The following is a 15,513-nucleotide window of genomic DNA, read 5'->3' as shown; positions in this document are numbered from 1 at the left end:
TCTTGGTAAAATTACCGGCATAACGTTAAGCGAGGGGGCCGAGTGACCACAGTACAGTTAAGCATTAATGAAGTGTTTGAAACCATCCAGGGTGAAGGGTTTCATACCGGAGTTCCATCAATTTTTGTTCGGTTGCAGGGCTGTCCGGTGGGCTGCCCATGGTGCGATACAAAACATACCTGGACCCTGGATGATGCTTTCTTAACCACTGCCGATAAGGTAATAACAAAAACTCAGGAAAGCGAAGCTTTTTTCAATGCTGATGCGACTGCGCTACTGGCAGAATTTAAACGGTTGCAGTATACCGCGAAACATGTAGTGATTACAGGCGGCGAGCCATGTATGTACGATCTGTCTGAACTGACAACATTACTGCATGCGCAGGGCTTCTCCACACAAATCGAAACCAGTGGTACCTATGAGGTACGCTGTCATCCGGATACCTTTGTCACGGTGTCGCCGAAAGTGGATATGAAAGGGGGCATGGATGTGCTGACCAGTGCTTTGCAACGTGCAGACGAGATAAAGCATCCGGTGGCCATGCAAAAGCATGTGGATGAACTGGATGCACTGCTGGCACGTTTGGATACACTACCTAAGCGGGTTTGTTTACAACCTATCAGTCAGCAGCAACGGGCCACTGACCTGGCAATCAAGACCTGTATTGAACGAAACTGGCGGTTGTCGCTGCAAACTCATAAGTACATCGGTATAGAATAGAAAGGAAAAAAGATGACCGTAATGCGCCGGACAGGATGGTTCACAAAAAGCATAGCAGCGGCAGGGCTATTACTCATGGCCGGGCAGGCCAGTGCCGCATTATGGTCTATCACTTATCCGCGCCCGCTGAGTGAAAATGATTTACGCTCCGAATACCCGGTGGCTTTGCTGACGCTTGCGCTGGAAAAAACCGGGGTAAAATACAGCCTGCTACCATCTGATCGCATTTTGTTGCAGGGTAAGGCACTGCGCCAGTTAAAAGAAAACCGTGAAGTTAATGTTGTCTGGAGCATGACGGATGCGCAGCGGGAAAAGGATTTGCTACCGATCCGCATTCCCATCGCCAAAGGGTTAATCGGATGGCGGGTATTTCTGACCACCAAAGATCAGCTAAAGTACTTTAAAGCGGTCAGCAGTACCGACCAGCTGATGAAAATGACACCGGTACAGGGAGAAGAGTGGCCGGATACCAAGATATTGCAGGCGAACGGGTTTAATGTTTATACCGTGCCTGAATATCCTCAGGCGTTCAGCATATTGCAGTCCGGTCGGGCCAGGCTGTTTCCCCGCTCGGTGATTGAAGTGCTCAATGAACTGGAAAGCGATGATTTACCCGCCGACATTGTTCTGGAGCCTAAGCTGGCGCTGCATTATCCCACGGCAATGTATTTTTTTGTCAATAAAGGTAACGCTACGCTGGCCAGGCTTATTGAAACGGGTCTTGAACGTGCCCTGGAAGATGGATCTTTTGATGCACTGTTTCGCTCTACTTATCAGGAAACCCTGGATAAACTGGATTTAGAAAACCGTACAGTGTTTGAACTGGACAATCCTTCATTGCCCCCGGCCACGCCTGTCAATACACCTGATTACTGGCTCAGACCCACCCGGCAGGAGTAAATATCATAAATAACAAAGCCAGCTTTCGCTGGCTTTGTTGTCTTGTTTCAGGGCTTACTGTTTAGCGACGTGCAAAACGTCTGCCTAGTCCGGCTAATCCAAGGGCAAGCAGACCAAACAGGGTGGTAGAACCGCCGCCACCGCCGGAGTCACCACCACCGGTACTGCCGCCTGATGAATCACCACCACCAGTGCTGCCGCCTGAGTCACCGCCACCTGAGTCACCGCCACCAGAATCACCGCCGCCAGAGTCGCCACCACCAGAATCACCGCCGCCAGCATCACCACCATCGTCAGTAGACTCGTCATCGGTATGAATAAAGCCCAGTTGCTTATACAAATAAGGGCTGCCGAACTCTACGCGCACAATAGCAAACGTGTCGTCAGTGTCGCTGAACATATCCGCAGGGGCATTGACCGTTACGGTTGTCTCGCCATTGCTGGTGGATGTTGTAAACTCAGGCTCCCAATCACTGAAACCTTCGCTAACAGAGGTGACTGTAATGTCGCTTTCGCTGATAGACTCTGTCACAGTCACCGACACATTACCGCCACTGCTGTTTACTTTACCCACCAGTTTGTCACTGTAAGCACGAGGAATTGCGTCATACAGACCGCGCATATCCAGACTGACCGAGTAGTTTTCCTGCGTACCGTCCAGATTTAACTGAAGCGTTAGCAGCTGAGGCTGAACTTCAGCCAGTTCATTTAATGTGGATATAAATTCAACCGCTTTACGATAATCGCTATCAACCGAAATGGTTAATTCACGCTCGCTACCGCTACCGCTGACTTCATAACTTAAAAAAGCAGCGACTTCAGGATATTCGCTGATTTCCGTATTGATAAACTGTGGACCCTGTAGCTTTGTGATGTACAACAGCAAATCATCGTTTGAAATACTTTCATCCAAAACGTGAAGAGGCACTGTCGTCGTCTCACCTGGTACTGTGGACACATTCACATTATCAAGAACAAACGGATCATCGCCCCGATATTCCTGCATTGCCCGGATAACAGGCACACTATTGCCATCTACATCAATCCAATTCACTACCACAAGACATGAATCTGTAGATGAATTTAAGTTTACAGAGCTCATCGACGTAGTCGGTAATGTGGTTGAATTACTGACGGTGTACGAACCAATAGTGGCACTGTACTGAATACAGGCGTACGACGATCGGATAACCGTTTGCTCTGTTGTATCAGGTAACGGTGTCCAGCTTAAGGTTACGTCTGACTCGTTAATCGTAATGGCAGAGTCGCTTTTAAGGTTGGTTGCGTTTGCCAGTACTGGAAATGTTTTGCGTAAAAACTGGGCATTATCTGCCGCATTTGCACCCGATTCACCCAGAACGCTACCGTTACGCTGAATATCCGGATTTGAATATGAAGCGACAGCGTCGGTGCCATCGCTACCGGACGCCATAATGGTTTTTACGTCTCCATCAACGTATGCATAAGGCAATGCGCCTGATACGGGAGCTTCCAGTGCAGCTCTTTCACGGTTCAGTGCGACATTACGACCAAATGCTCTGGCCAGACTGGTTGAAGAGAAAGGGACATACTTCAAGTGCGATTCTTTCACAAACTGCGGAAGCTGCGTCACATTCGCAAAGTCGTCATTTTCAATAGCCAGTGCTCTGGGGCGACTGAAAACGCCCTCATCAAAACCAGTAAGATGTACGGCACTTAAAAAGTCCATGTCACCAGAACCAAGTTCCGCTTTAGCGATAACATCGTCAGCTTCCCAGAACCGACCAAGGCCAAGCAGTTCAGACAGTTCTGCGTCATCAGCAACTAAGTAATAGTTTTGTACCTTTGCCTGAATACCCGACACGCCGGCTTCTTCAATAGCATTATTAAACGTTGCAACGTTTTGCTCCTGAATAGCCATAGGACTGGTATCAGAGTCACTGTCTGCGGCTAACGATTCAGCTTCTACAAACGTTGCAGCAGAAATAAAGAACACCACACCAACTTCATCAGGCAGTTCTGACACTACTTCAGACACGGACCGTTTGGCTGTTGAGCTTTGCGGGCGTAACGTATGCCATTGCGGTGATGGTGAAGGGTTAACAGTGACCGAGCTGACCGTGTCTGATTCTTTATATTTCAGGTTGTAAGTGGTCAGCGTGGCATTATCACCTTTCACTGAAAGCTGTTTCTGAACGCCGCCAATAATAGCAAAGGCGCTCAACACATCCGCGCGCTGACGTACGATGACGACGTCATTACTGGAAGTAGAAGTGAACGTCAATGTGCTACCAAAGCGATCCTGCTGGCTGGCAGTAAAGCGGTAGGCGGTGTCGTTTATGATAATGTCAGACTGAAAATCTACAGCATTTTGAAGTGACGCCGACGTAACAGACGAAACAGTTTGTTGTTTGGCAACATAGTCTGGTGACGTTTGAGCGTGACCTGAGGTGCTTAGAGCCAGTCCAATGGCTAGAGATAAAGTGGCACGTTTAAGCATAATGGCATTGTTCCTTGTTGCTGGTTTTTATTTGGCAACACTTTTGTATTATTACAGCTTATTTATGTTCAATAAGCGGGAAAGATCACTTCACTGTAATATTATTGTACTAGACAATGAAAGCGATATGTTTTTATCGTGTGAACAAAAAAAGACCCATAAATGTGGGTCTTTTTTTGCTTGCTATTTGTACAATGACGATGTGTCAGTGTTATTTAGCTTTTACCTGAGTGCACGCCAACCATTGAGCGACCTGAAGGATCAGCATTGTTTTTAAAGCTTTCATCCCACTCCAGTGCTTCAGCCGTACTACAGGCAATCGATTTGCCGCCTGGTACGCAACGTGCTGCACTTTCCTGCGGAAAGTAGCTTTCAAATACCGTGCGGTAGTAGTAACCTTCTTTGGTATCTGGCGTATTCACCGGGAAGCGGAACTCGGCCGTGGCCAGTTGCTGGTCAGACACTTCTTTTTCAGCAAAGTCGCGAATGGAGTCAATCCAGGAGTAGCCTACGCCGTCGCCAAACTGCTCTTTCTGACGCCACAGCACCTCTTCTGGCAGCGTATTGCCATCATCAAACGCTTTACGCAGAATCCATTTTTCCATGTGGCCATCAACACACATTTTGTCCTGTGGGTTCAGACGCATGGCCACATCAACAAACTCTTTGTCCAGGAATGGAACCCGGGCTTCCACGCCCCATGCACTGGTTGCTTTGTTTGCGCGGGCACAGTCGAACATGTGCAGACGCTCAAGTTTGCGCACGGTTTCTTCATGGAATTCTTTTGCATTAGGCGCTTTGTGGAAATACAGGTAGCCACCAAATATTTCATCTGAGCCTTCACCAGACAGCACCATCTTGATCCCCATCGCTTTGATCTGACGTGTCATCAGATACATCGGCGTGGCGGCGCGGATGGTAGTAACGTCATAGGTTTCCAGCTTATAGATAACATCACGGATAGCATCCAGACCTTCCTGGATAGTAAAGTTCACCTCGTGATGCACAGTGCCAATCATTTCAGCCACCTGCTTAGCGGCCTTTAAGTCGGGCGAGCCGTCAAGACCCACAGCAAAACTGTGCAGACGAGGCCACCAGGCATCAGTCTGGTCTTCATCTTCGACCCGCTTGGCCACATATTTTGCCGCTACAGCAGAGACCAGTGATGAGTCAAGACCACCAGATAGCAGCACTGCATAAGGCACATCTGACATCAGATGTGATTTTACCGCCTTTTCAAATGCCGCTTTCAAATCATCAAGGTTGGTTTCGTTATCCTTGACGTTATCGTAGCTCATCCAGTCGCGCTGATAGTATTGTGTCACCTTACCATCTTTGCTCCACAGATAATGACCCGGAGGGAATTCACTGATGGTTTTACATACGGGCGCCAGCGCTTTCATCTCAGATGCCACATAGAAGTTACCGTGCTCATCATAGCCGGTATACAGTGGAATAATCCCCAGGTGGTCACGGGCAATCAGGTAGGCATCCTGTTCCTGATCGTACAGAACAAAAGCAAACATGCCTTGCAGATCATCGATAAACTCAACACCACGCTGCTGGAATAACGGCAGAATAACTTCACAGTCAGAGCGGGTTTTAAAGTTGTAATCCTGCTCTAACTCTTTTGCCAGTTGCTTGTGATTGTAAATCTCGCCATTCACTGCAAGGATTTGATTATTATCCTGGCTGATGAGCGGCTGCGCACCAGTGTCAACATCGACGATGGCTAACCGTTCATGGCACAGGATGGTATTATTATTATTCCAGACACCAGACCAGTCAGGGCCGCGATGACGCAGCGTTTTAGTCAGCTCAAGAGCTTGGGTTCTGAGTTCTGAAACATCGGTTTTGATATCCAGGATACCGAAAATACCACACATAAAACGGGTTCTCTCTTATCACAAGTTAAAATTAGGATTTAATTTTCTGTCGGGCCTTGCATCAGCAAGGTCGTAGCGGAAGGGTGTATTATTATGAGTATGTCGTGACCGCGTGTACTGAATGTGCCAGTCTGTGCGAAAAATGCAAGTGGAATCTTTTCTATACGAGGAATTTTTACCCAAACGCAGGATTAACCCACCAGGATTTGCGTTGGCATGAAAAATCCGGTAACGCCGGGCAGGCGTATACCGGATTGAAAGTCATTGAAAAATGATATTACTGGCGCTGGAATTCGCTTTGCTCACTCCAGGTCGGCCACTTTTCAGCATTGGCCACATCCACACCGACTTCCATCAGCATCTGGGCGTCCTGGGCGATACCGCTTAAATCCCAGTCATCACGAAACTCGTCACAAACCTGATGGTAACAGCCTGTCACAATCACATTCATGCGCTTGCGATATTTGGCTGTGGCTTCATCCGCCGGCTCACTGCCACCTTCAGCATATAACGCCGGAACACCTTGCTTGGCAAAACTGAAATGATCCGAACGATAGTAATAACCTGCTTCAGGACGATCTTCGCCAGTCAGGGTGCGGCCCTGGCGTTCAGCCGCTTTCTCCAGGTAGGTTTCCAGTTCCGATTTGCCTTTACCCACCACGGCCACGTCCTTGGTTTTCCCCAGTACGTTCATCGCATCCATATTGATATTGGCCACCGTTTTATCCATCGGAATAACCGGATGATCCGCATAATACTTAGAGCCCAGTAAGCCTTGTTCTTCGGCGGTGACAATCAAAAAGGTCATAGAGCGCTTTGGACGCGGGCTCAGATCTTTCAGCGCATTGGCCATAACCAGGCTGGCGGCTGTGCCGGTCGCATTATCGTGCGCACCGTTATAAATCTGGTCACCCTGCAGGCTGTCATCTTTGCCCAGATGATCCCAGTGGGCGGTGAAAATCACATGCTCGTCAGATTTTTCGCTACCAGGCAGAGTGGCAATCACATTATGACTGGTGGATTTTTTAAAGCGATTTTTGACCGTCACCGAAGCTTGTAAATCCATCGCCTGATGATAAGGGCCTTGCTGCGCTTTGGCTTTTTGCTCAGCAAAATCCAGGCCGGCATCAGCAAACACTTTTTGGGCGGCGTCCAGAGTCAGCCAGCCTTCAACCGCGACCCGGCTGGCGCCTTTGTCCTGGCTTACCAGGCCGTATTGCGGGCCACTCCAGCTATTGGCCACAACCGACCAAGGATAGGACGCCGGGGCCGTTTCATGCACAATGATGGCACCGGCCGCGCCCTGGCGGCTGGCTTCTTCATATTTGTAGCTCCAGCGGCCATAATAGGTCATGGTTTTACCCTGAAACTTACCGCTTTCGGCGTTTTCAAAACCCGGGTCATTGACCAGAATAACCACTGTTTTGCCTTTGACATCCAGACCTTCGTAGTCGTTCCAGTCATATTCGGGGGCGTTTACCCCGTAACCGACAAACACCAGATCAGACTTATCCAGATTAACCTGCTTTTGTTCGCGCTTAGACGATGCCACCATATCTTCTTTATAGCGGAATGTGTTTTCACCAATCGTCATGGCCATGTCAGGGTCGGCGGTTATCTCCATCAGCTCGACTTGTTGCAGATAGCTGCCCTGATTACCCGGCTTAAAACCGGCTTTTTCAAACCAGTCGGTAAGATAAGCCAGTGTTTTTTCTTCCCCTTTGGTCGTGGGCAGGCGGCCTTCAAATTCATCTGATGCCAGCTTTTTTAGCGGCGGAGCAATGGCCTTTGCGGTGATGGACGCATAAACATCATCAAAGTTTGACTGTGTGGCAGTGGCCTGCTGGTCGCTCGATGATGACGGCTTGGGTGTGTCATCGGAACAGGCGGAAACACCCAGCAAAGCCGGTATCAACGCCGATAAGAGAATTTTTTTCATTGTTAGTCTCTGATTGCTCTACAATGCTGGCCAGTATAGAGAAACTCTGAGAGCGAACCAACAACCATCTATGAATTCAGCAAATGTTACCTGGCAGGAATTAGTCACAGACCGTACCGCCAGCCCGCCGGTATATCAGATTTTACAGCAGCTTTCCCTGCTACAAAGCACCACCTTTCCTCAGCCAGCGCAACTGCAGCAGGCAGCCAGCCACTGGCATCAGCATCGCTGGATGGGGCCGGAATTTAAAGGGCAGAGTACCTTTGATGCTGATGAAAACCGGTACTACGAACAGATTATTGGTGAAGATGCCACCGTACCCACCCGGGAAAACAGCTGGCATGATTTATTTAATGCCAGCATCTGGGTGCAGTTTCCCCACACCAAGCAATATCTTAATGACTTGCATATGCAGGATATACGTGAACATGGCGTTCACCCGCGAACAGCCCGGCGTAATCACCTGACTCATTTTGATGAGTGTGGGGTGGTGCTGGCCATTCCCCGGTCGTCTGTTGACGCGGCCAATGAACTGTTGTCAGACTTAGCCAGCCATCACTGGCACCAGGCTTTATTGCACCGGCGTTCAGACTGGGGACAGGTTGTGATTCCTTATGTGTTTGGTCATGCAAACCTGGAAATGATGTTACAACCATTCATCGGACTGACCGGAAAATGGCTGGCGGTTATAGTGCCGGATACATTTACCGAGTCGAGTGAGCAGCAGCGGTGTCGGTTACTGGATGAAGCCATGGTTGCGCGTATCAGGCAGCTGGATGATTTTATGGGTAAGGGATTATTGCCACCACTTCCGTTACTGGGTGTGCCTGGCTGGTTTACCCCGCAGGATAAACAGTTTTACAGCAATACTGAGTATTTCAGGCCACGCCGCCACAATCGCAGCGTGACCAGACAGTTACCGCTGTGATTACAGCAGGGTAATGATGCACCAGATGCCAAAGATGATGACATAAGGGGCGGCTGCCACAATGGCCGATTTTTTGGTAGAAAAGGAGGTCCACTGAGCGATGCCGCAGGTAGTCAGATAAACCGACCACAGCGTAATCAGAGAGACTGAGCTGGCCAGCCCTGACCAGCTTGAGCTGACCGGCACACCAAATATAAAAGCCAGCGAGGTAGGCTGTAGCACATTCGGAGATATCTGATGATCGCTCAGGGCAATGATCAGTAAGGCTACCAGCGCACTGATAATCGCCGGTAATGCGGTCCACCAGGTCAGACCGTACCAGTCTGTGTATCCCTGTACATTATCGGCATCAGACTTTGTTGTCAGGTGCAGATATAAGGCAACAATCAGGTTGAGTAATGGCAGCGCAATAAAAGGGCCTGCCAGCGCAGTATACATATACGTGGTCTGGTCCTGCATTTGTCTGAACTGTTGCTCTTCGGCCGGACTCATGTCGCCCATGCTTTCCAGTTGCAGATTCACGTACCATTCAAAATCAATCACAGAAAAGTACATATAGCTGACCAGCGAAGCTGCCAGGCATACCATAAAGAACGGAACCCAGCTCCAGTTGCTGGTTGTTTTTAGCGTATAGAATACCCGGTTGGGGCGATAAAATATTTCGTTACAGGCTTGGATAGGGTTAGATACGGGCTGCACAGGTTACTCCTTGTAAATGTACATAACGAAAAGTGCTTAAATAGCATACTGCTTTTTTAGTAAAAGTGAATAACCCTGTACTAATTAGGTAAAAAGCAGCGCAGCCCCTGTCTGACAACGCTGCTTTATCGAGTCCTGGCTTAAAAATAGTAGCCGTTAAGCATGACCAGAACGATAGTGGAGTAGGTGACTGAAATCGGTAGTCCGAATTTCATAAAGTGGGTAAACCGGTAATTAGCGGCGTTATACACCAGCAGGTTAGTCTGATAACCATAAGGCGATATAAAACTGGCGCTGGCTGCAAAGGCAACGGCCAGCGCAAATGGCATTAACGGGGCATTGATAATACCCACCAGTCCGTAGGCAAACGGAAACATCAGTGCGGCGGCAGCGTTATTAGTGACAAACTCGGTCAGTAGCAGGGTAGTCAGGTACACCACTACCAAAGCAACAAACCAGTTGGTATCCGCCAAATACGGCATCAGTGTTTCGGTGGTTAACGCAATCACACCGGAATTTTCCAGTCCGGTGGCCAGACACAGTGCCCCGACGATCACGATAATCAGGTTCAGTGGCATGTTGCGCTTTATCTCGCCGTCTGAGGTGACACGTGCGCCAATCAGAATCGCAGCGAAAAAGAGCAGGCCCATTGCCAGCGACAGGACTTCGGCTGCCGACAGCGCCACCACGGCCAAAAAGCCGCCAACGGTGATCCATTCCTGCAGGTTTGACAGGGGACGGGAGATTTTTTGCTCAGACAAAATGAAAAAGTTTTTCGACAAATTTTGTCTGGACTGAAAATCAGGTCCGGCCGCCAGAAGTAAAAAGTCACCGGCCTGCAAGCGAATCTCCCCCAGTTTGCCGGATAACTGTTCACCATCACGGCGAATCGCCACTACCGCGGCATCAAATAGGGCGCGAAATCCCAGCGCCTTGATTGTCTGTCCGATAATCTGTGCCCGATTGGCAATGATCACCTCAGTCAGGTTCTCCCGCAAAATACCGTCGGCTTCAGCGAAGGTCGTCAGCCCTTTGATATGGCTCAGGCTATCCAGCTTTTGCACATTGCCGGAAAAAATCAGCTTGTCACCCTTCATGATGACCAGGTCCGGCGACACAGGCGAGATGAGCTGCCCGTCACGGACAATTTCCAGCAAAAACAACTCCGGTAAGTTGCGCAGGTGATTTTCTTCCACGGTTTTGCCAATCAGCTCCGAGTCTGCCTCGACGTCCGCCTCTACCGTATAAGCCCGGTAATCATTTTGCTTGTTGGCAATATTGGGCAGCAGCGGGGATAGCATAAACATGAGTAAACCACAGCTTAATCCGGCAACCAGACCAAACAGGGTGAAGTCCCAGAAGGCAAAGCCCGGATGACCATGTTCCTGCAGGAAGCTATCGACAATCAGGTTGGTGGAAGTACCGATTAAAGTCACTGTACCACCCAAAATGGCGGCATAGGATAAGGGGATCAGTAATCTGCTGGCTGGATGATACTGGTTTTGTTTTACCGGCCCGATAAGGCTGGCCACAATCGCCGTATTGTTCAGCAAGGCAGAAGAAAAGAATGTCAGTCCGAATAGACGCCAGTAAGACGTGGTAAAACTGGCTGTGACCAGTTTTCGGCCCAGACGCTTAATCAGCGCGGTTTTATCAATCGCACTGCTGACAAGGAGTAATAAGATAAGGGTGATTAACCCCTTATTGGTCAGGTTGTTGAGAACTTCATCAAAACTGACTTGTTGAGTAATAAGAAGCCCCAGCATAGCCAGGGCAAATAGGGTTGAAGGGCGCTGATTAGAAAAAATCAGCGCAAAAATAGTACTGAAGAAAAACCCCAGTACTATTACCTGGTTCACATCCATATTGTTTTTTAGCTCTGCGTTTACAGCTTACTGATATCTGCCGCATTCCAGTGAGGGAAGTGCTTACGAACCAGCTCATTGAACTCAAGCTCAAACTCAGAGAACTGAGCCGCGCCGTGCTTCTTGTCTTCTGCCAGCTCGTCGATGATCATACCGGCACCAACTGTACCGTTTGTCATGCGATCGATAACAACAAACGCGCCGGTACCCGGGTTACGCTTGTATGGGTCACAGGCAACAGTTTGAGTAAACTTCAGATCCACCACACCAATTTCGTTCAGATTAAGGTGTGCCGCGCCTTTTTGTTCCAGCGTGTTAACGTCAATCTGGTATTCAACATCAGCCACAGAGCCAGAGGTTGTTTTGGTGGCGAATTTAAAGCTGTACTGCTTATTTGGCATCATTGGCTCTTCTGCCATCCATACCAGGTGTGCTTTAAACTGTGTGTTCGACAACGGAATATTGTCCGATTTCACAATCATATCGCCGCGAGAAATATCAATTTCATCTTCCAGCGTCAGGGTGACTGCCTGAGGCGTGTAGGCACGCTCCTGCTCACCTTCAAACGTTACCACAGATTTTACTTTTGATTTTTTCATCGACGGCAGCGCCGTGATTTCATCACCTGGTTTGACCTGACCAGATACCACCGTACCGGCAAAACCACGGAAATCCAGGTTAGGACGATTCACATACTGTACCGGGAAACGGAAGTCGTCAGCGTTAACATACTTACCTACTTCGATGGTTTCCAACAGCTGCATCAGCGGCATGCCTTCAAACCACGGCATATTTTCACTTGGATTAACCACGTTATCGCCATCGAGTGCTGAAATAGGCACAAAACGGATGTCCGGGAAGTCCAGGTTTTCTGCAAACTTCAGGTAGTCTTTCTGAATCTCGTGGTACTTCTCTTCGCTGAAGTCAACCAGATCCATTTTGTTAACCGCCACGATCACGTGTTTAATGCCCAGCAGGTTAGCCAGGAAAGAGTGGCGTTTTGTCTGGGTTTTGACCCCTGCGCGGGCATCAACCATCAAAATAGCCAGATCACAGGTAGATGCACCCGTTACCATGTTGCGGGTGTACTGCTCGTGTCCCGGGGTGTCAGCAATAATGAACTTACGCTTATCGGTCGAGAAATAACGATATGCTACGTCAATCGTGATGCCTTGCTCACGCTCAGACTGCAGACCGTCAACCAGCAGGGCCAGGTCAACTTTCTCGCCAGTAGTACCCATTTTTTTGCTGTCTTTAGTGACGGCTGCCAGCTGATCTTCATAAATCATCTTAGAGTCATGTAACAGACGACCAATCAGGGTACTTTTACCATCATCAACACTACCGCAGGTTAAAAAACGCAGCAGGTCTTTTTGTTCATGTTGTTCCAGATAAGCCAGAACGTCTTCTTTCAATAAACTGTTTTCGCTATTCATGCTTATGCGCTCACTAGGAAATAGGGGTTCAACACAGAATCTTCCTGATTGTAGGTAAGATCCTGTGCATCAGAATTTAATGGATCAGCCGGGTCCAGAACGGTCACTTTAGCGCCGGCTGCAGTGGCTACTGCATGTGCTGCGCCAGTGTCCCACTCGGAGGTCGGGCCTAAACGGGGATACAGGTGCGCTTCGCCGGTGGCCACCAGGCATAGCTTCAGCGAACTGCCCATTGCCACCAGTTCGGTTTCACCGTCTAACTGGGCCAGCAGATTCTGAATCTCAGGGCTCTGGTGAGAGCGACTGCCTACCACTTTCCAGGTATCGCCTGGCTGGTGAGGTTTGGCGGTAATAGCAGACATACCGTCGGTGGTTTCCTGCCAGGCACCTTTGCCAACCACACCAATGTAAGAGGTTTTCTTCGCTGGAGCGTAAACCACACCCATGACTGGCTTGCCACCATCAATCAGGGCAATATTTACCGTAAACTCACCATTTTTCTTGATGAATTCTTTGGTGCCATCCAGTGGATCAACCAGCCAGTATTGCTGCCAGCTCTTGCGTTCGTCCCAGCTGATATCAGCGGACTCTTCCGACAGCACAGGCAGATCTGAAATTTTCTCAAGCTCGGCCATGATGCACTTGTGTGCAGCAAGGTCGGCTTCGGTTAGCGGACTGGTGTCCTGCTTTTCGTAAATGGCAAAATCTTTAACGTAGATTGCCATAATTTCATCGCCTGCCAGTTTTGCGATACGCAGAACCTGTTCTGCTAACGGGTCAGGTAGTGCCATTACACAAGTCCTTTTTCTACAAGTAGATTAAACAGGCGTTCAGCTGACTGCTCAGCGGTTTCCTGCTCATCATAAACCAGTCTGACTTCCGGCTCTGCCGGTGCCTCATAGGTCGAATCAATACCGGTAAAGTGCTTTATTTCACCATTACGGGCTTTTTTATACAGCCCTTTTGGATCCCGTTGCTCACACACTTCAAGCGGCGTATCAATGTAGACCTCAACAAATTCGCCGTCCTGCAACAGGTTACGGCAAAAGTTACGGTCAGCCTGAAACGGAGAAATAAAAGCCGTCAGAACAATGCAACCAGAGTCTACAAACAACTTGGCCACTTCACTGATACGACGGATATTTTCTACCCGGTCTTTGTCTGAAAAGCCCAGATCGCCGCACAAACCGTGACGAATATTATCGCCATCCAACAGATACGTGTGACGTTTCTGCTCGTGCAGCTTTTTCTCCAGCAGGTTGGCCAGTGTTGACTTACCTGAGCCGCTTAGCCCGGTGAGCCACAATACACGAGGCTGCTGACCCAGACGCTCTGCGCGGGTCTGCTTGTTTACCTCGTGCTTATGCCAAACAATATTGGTGGACATTTAGAAGTACCCTTCCATTTTCTTCTTCTCCATAGAACCTGAGCTATCGTGGTCGATAACCCGGCCCTGACGCTCTGATGTTTTGGTCAGCAGCATTTCCTGGATAACATCAGGTAAGGTCGCGGCTTCAGACTCAACAGCGCCTGTCAGTGGGTAACAACCCAGGGTACGGAAACGTACCGAACGCATTTCCGGCGTTTCACCGTCTTCCAGTGGCATTCTGTCATCATCAACCATGATCAGCACGCCATCACGCTCTACTACAGGGCGAGGCTTAGCCAGATACAGTTGAGGAATGTCGATGTTTTCCAGGTAGATGTATTGCCAGATATCCAGCTCAGTCCAGTTAGACATCGGGAATACCCGAATACTTTCGCCTTTGTTCACTTCAGAGTTGTAGATATTCCACAGCTCAGGACGCTGGTTTTTCGGATCCCAGCGGTGGTTGCTGTCACGGAATGAATAAACCCGCTCTTTGGCCCGGGATTTTTCTTCGTCGCGACGCGCGCCACCAAATGCAGCATCAAACTGATATTTGTTCAGAGCCTGCTTCAGTGCTTGGGTTTTCATAATGTCAGTATGCTTTGAGCTACCGTGTGTAAAGGGACCCACACCTTCCTTTACACCTTCTTCATTGATGTGAACCAACAAGTCAAAGCCATATTTTTCAGCCTGACGGTCACGAAATTCGATCATTTCCTGGAATTTCCAGGTGGTATCAACATGAAGTAACGGGAAGGGGATTTTGCCTGGTGAAAATGCTTTACGTGCAAGGTGAAGCAGAACCGAAGAATCCTTTCCTACAGAATATAGCATGACCGGGTTGTCAAACTCGGCGGCTACTTCCCGAAAGATATGGATACTTTCGGCTTCGAGTTGTTTCAAATGCGTAATAGACGGTATTTCTGCTGTCATTGTCGAGTCCGATAGTTAGGTTATATACGAAACGATTATATGTATAGAACACTAGCATATTTAGATCACAAAGTATTATGCCATTTAGCTATTTGAGATAGCAGTTCTATATCACGGCTATAAAAATAAAATAATAATAATTTATTAGCCTCGCCGTTTGTACTAACGGGTTAAAGTAAAGTCATCTATGCAAGTAGGATGCACAGTTTTAAAAAGTGTAGCGGGTTGGCTAATTTTTGTGGATGTGATTTTTAAATCGCTTCTAAGTCATGAAGTTATATGGAGTTTAATAAAAAAGCCGCAGTCATGGACTACGGCTTTTATACTCTTTAAATGCTATTGATCACTCAGGGTGTCGC

12 protein-coding genes are annotated in these 15,513 nt (G+C 48.6%); 3 read left to right on the top strand and 9 right to left on the bottom strand.

What is annotated here, in order from left to right; translation table 11 throughout:
* Positions 1-42 precede the first annotated feature (42 nt).
* Complete coding sequence (gene queE, locus EZV72_RS12935) at positions 43-720, top strand: 7-carboxy-7-deazaguanine synthase QueE (RefSeq protein ID WP_137167623.1); 678 nt, start codon at positions 43-45, stop codon at positions 718-720.
* A 12-nt stretch (positions 721-732) separates the two neighbouring features.
* Positions 733-1,620, top strand: coding sequence for an amino acid ABC transporter substrate-binding protein (locus EZV72_RS12930; protein WP_408640816.1), 888 nt, complete (start codon positions 733-735; stop codon positions 1,618-1,620).
* Positions 1,621-1,681: 61 nt separating this feature from the next.
* Here the strand turns inward: EZV72_RS12930 and EZV72_RS18470 are convergent, their stop codons facing one another.
* From EZV72_RS18470 to EZV72_RS12915, 3 genes are all read right to left on the bottom strand, one after another.
* On the bottom strand, positions 1,682-4,099 hold the full coding sequence (locus EZV72_RS18470) for a hypothetical protein (protein WP_175405120.1): 2,418 nt from the start codon (positions 4,097-4,099) through the stop codon (positions 1,682-1,684).
* 215 nt (positions 4,100-4,314) lie between these two features.
* Positions 4,315-5,985 carry an asparagine synthase B gene (gene asnB / locus EZV72_RS12920; RefSeq protein ID WP_137167622.1) on the bottom strand — a complete coding sequence of 557 codons (1,671 nt, stop codon included), beginning with the start codon at positions 5,983-5,985 and terminating at the stop codon, positions 4,315-4,317.
* Positions 5,986-6,262: 277 nt separating this feature from the next.
* Positions 6,263-7,924, bottom strand: a complete 1,662-nt coding sequence (locus tag EZV72_RS12915) for a M28 family metallopeptidase (RefSeq protein WP_137167621.1) — start codon at positions 7,922-7,924, stop codon at positions 6,263-6,265.
* Between the two features lie 70 nt (positions 7,925-7,994).
* On the opposite strand from EZV72_RS12915, the gene EZV72_RS12910 reads away from it, so the two are divergent.
* The gene (locus EZV72_RS12910; RefSeq protein ID WP_137167620.1) at positions 7,995-8,852 is read left to right on the top strand and encodes a DUF3025 domain-containing protein; all 858 of its coding nucleotides are present in this window, start codon (positions 7,995-7,997) and stop codon (positions 8,850-8,852) included.
* Here the strand turns inward: EZV72_RS12910 and EZV72_RS12905 are convergent, their stop codons facing one another.
* The 6 genes from EZV72_RS12905 to cysD all read right to left on the bottom strand — a co-directional run bounded on the left by EZV72_RS12905 (position 8,853) and on the right by cysD (position 15,154).
* On the bottom strand, positions 8,853-9,551 hold the full coding sequence (locus tag EZV72_RS12905; protein WP_137167619.1) for a Yip1 family protein: 699 nt from the start codon (positions 9,549-9,551) through the stop codon (positions 8,853-8,855).
* Between the two features lie 140 nt (positions 9,552-9,691).
* Positions 9,692-11,416: an SLC13 family permease gene (locus EZV72_RS12900; RefSeq protein WP_137167618.1), complete on the bottom strand. Its 1,725-nt coding sequence runs from the start codon at positions 11,414-11,416 to the stop codon at positions 9,692-9,694.
* Between the two features lie 20 nt (positions 11,417-11,436).
* On the bottom strand, positions 11,437-12,852 hold the full coding sequence (gene cysN, locus EZV72_RS12895) for a sulfate adenylyltransferase subunit CysN (protein WP_137167617.1): 1,416 nt from the start codon (positions 12,850-12,852) through the stop codon (positions 11,437-11,439).
* A gap of 2 nt (positions 12,853-12,854) precedes the next feature.
* Complete coding sequence (gene cysQ, locus EZV72_RS12890) at positions 12,855-13,643, bottom strand: 3'(2'),5'-bisphosphate nucleotidase CysQ (RefSeq protein WP_137167616.1); 789 nt, start codon at positions 13,641-13,643, stop codon at positions 12,855-12,857.
* On the bottom strand, positions 13,643-14,239 hold the full coding sequence (cysC, locus tag EZV72_RS12885) for an adenylyl-sulfate kinase (RefSeq protein ID WP_137167615.1): 597 nt from the start codon (positions 14,237-14,239) through the stop codon (positions 13,643-13,645). The genes cysQ and cysC overlap by 1 nt, the downstream gene beginning before the upstream one ends.
* Positions 14,240-15,154 carry a sulfate adenylyltransferase subunit CysD gene (cysD, locus tag EZV72_RS12880; RefSeq protein WP_137167614.1) on the bottom strand — a complete coding sequence of 305 codons (915 nt, stop codon included), beginning with the start codon at positions 15,152-15,154 and terminating at the stop codon, positions 14,240-14,242. It abuts the gene before it with no gap.
* Positions 15,155-15,513 lie beyond the last annotated feature (359 nt).

This window comes from Salinimonas lutimaris, from assembly GCF_005222225.1.
Lineage (GTDB): Bacteria > Pseudomonadota > Gammaproteobacteria > Enterobacterales > Alteromonadaceae > Alteromonas > Alteromonas lutimaris.
This window is presented reverse-complemented; position numbering and strand designations above follow the sequence as displayed.

Excerpts from the sequence above, each read along its gene's own strand:
- EZV72_RS12930 (WP_408640816.1), top strand. The coding sequence starts at position 733 with ATGACCGTAATGCGCCGGACAGGATGGTTCACAAAAAGCATAGCAGCG.
- EZV72_RS18470 (WP_175405120.1), bottom strand. The coding sequence starts at position 4,099 with ATGCTTAAACGTGCCACTTTATCTCTAGCCATTGGACTGGCTCTAAGC.
- asnB (WP_137167622.1), bottom strand. The coding sequence starts at position 5,985 with ATGTGTGGTATTTTCGGTATCCTGGATATCAAAACCGATGTTTCAGAA.
- EZV72_RS12915 (WP_137167621.1), bottom strand. The coding sequence starts at position 7,924 with ATGAAAAAAATTCTCTTATCGGCGTTGATACCGGCTTTGCTGGGTGTT.
- EZV72_RS12910 (WP_137167620.1), top strand. The coding sequence starts at position 7,995 with ATGAATTCAGCAAATGTTACCTGGCAGGAATTAGTCACAGACCGTACC.
- EZV72_RS12900 (WP_137167618.1), bottom strand. The coding sequence starts at position 11,416 with ATGGATGTGAACCAGGTAATAGTACTGGGGTTTTTCTTCAGTACTATT.
- cysN (WP_137167617.1), bottom strand. The coding sequence starts at position 12,852 with ATGAATAGCGAAAACAGTTTATTGAAAGAAGACGTTCTGGCTTATCTG.
- cysQ (WP_137167616.1), bottom strand. The coding sequence starts at position 13,643 with ATGGCACTACCTGACCCGTTAGCAGAACAGGTTCTGCGTATCGCAAAA.
- cysC (WP_137167615.1), bottom strand. The coding sequence starts at position 14,239 with ATGTCCACCAATATTGTTTGGCATAAGCACGAGGTAAACAAGCAGACC.
- cysD (WP_137167614.1), bottom strand. The coding sequence starts at position 15,154 with ATGACAGCAGAAATACCGTCTATTACGCATTTGAAACAACTCGAAGCC.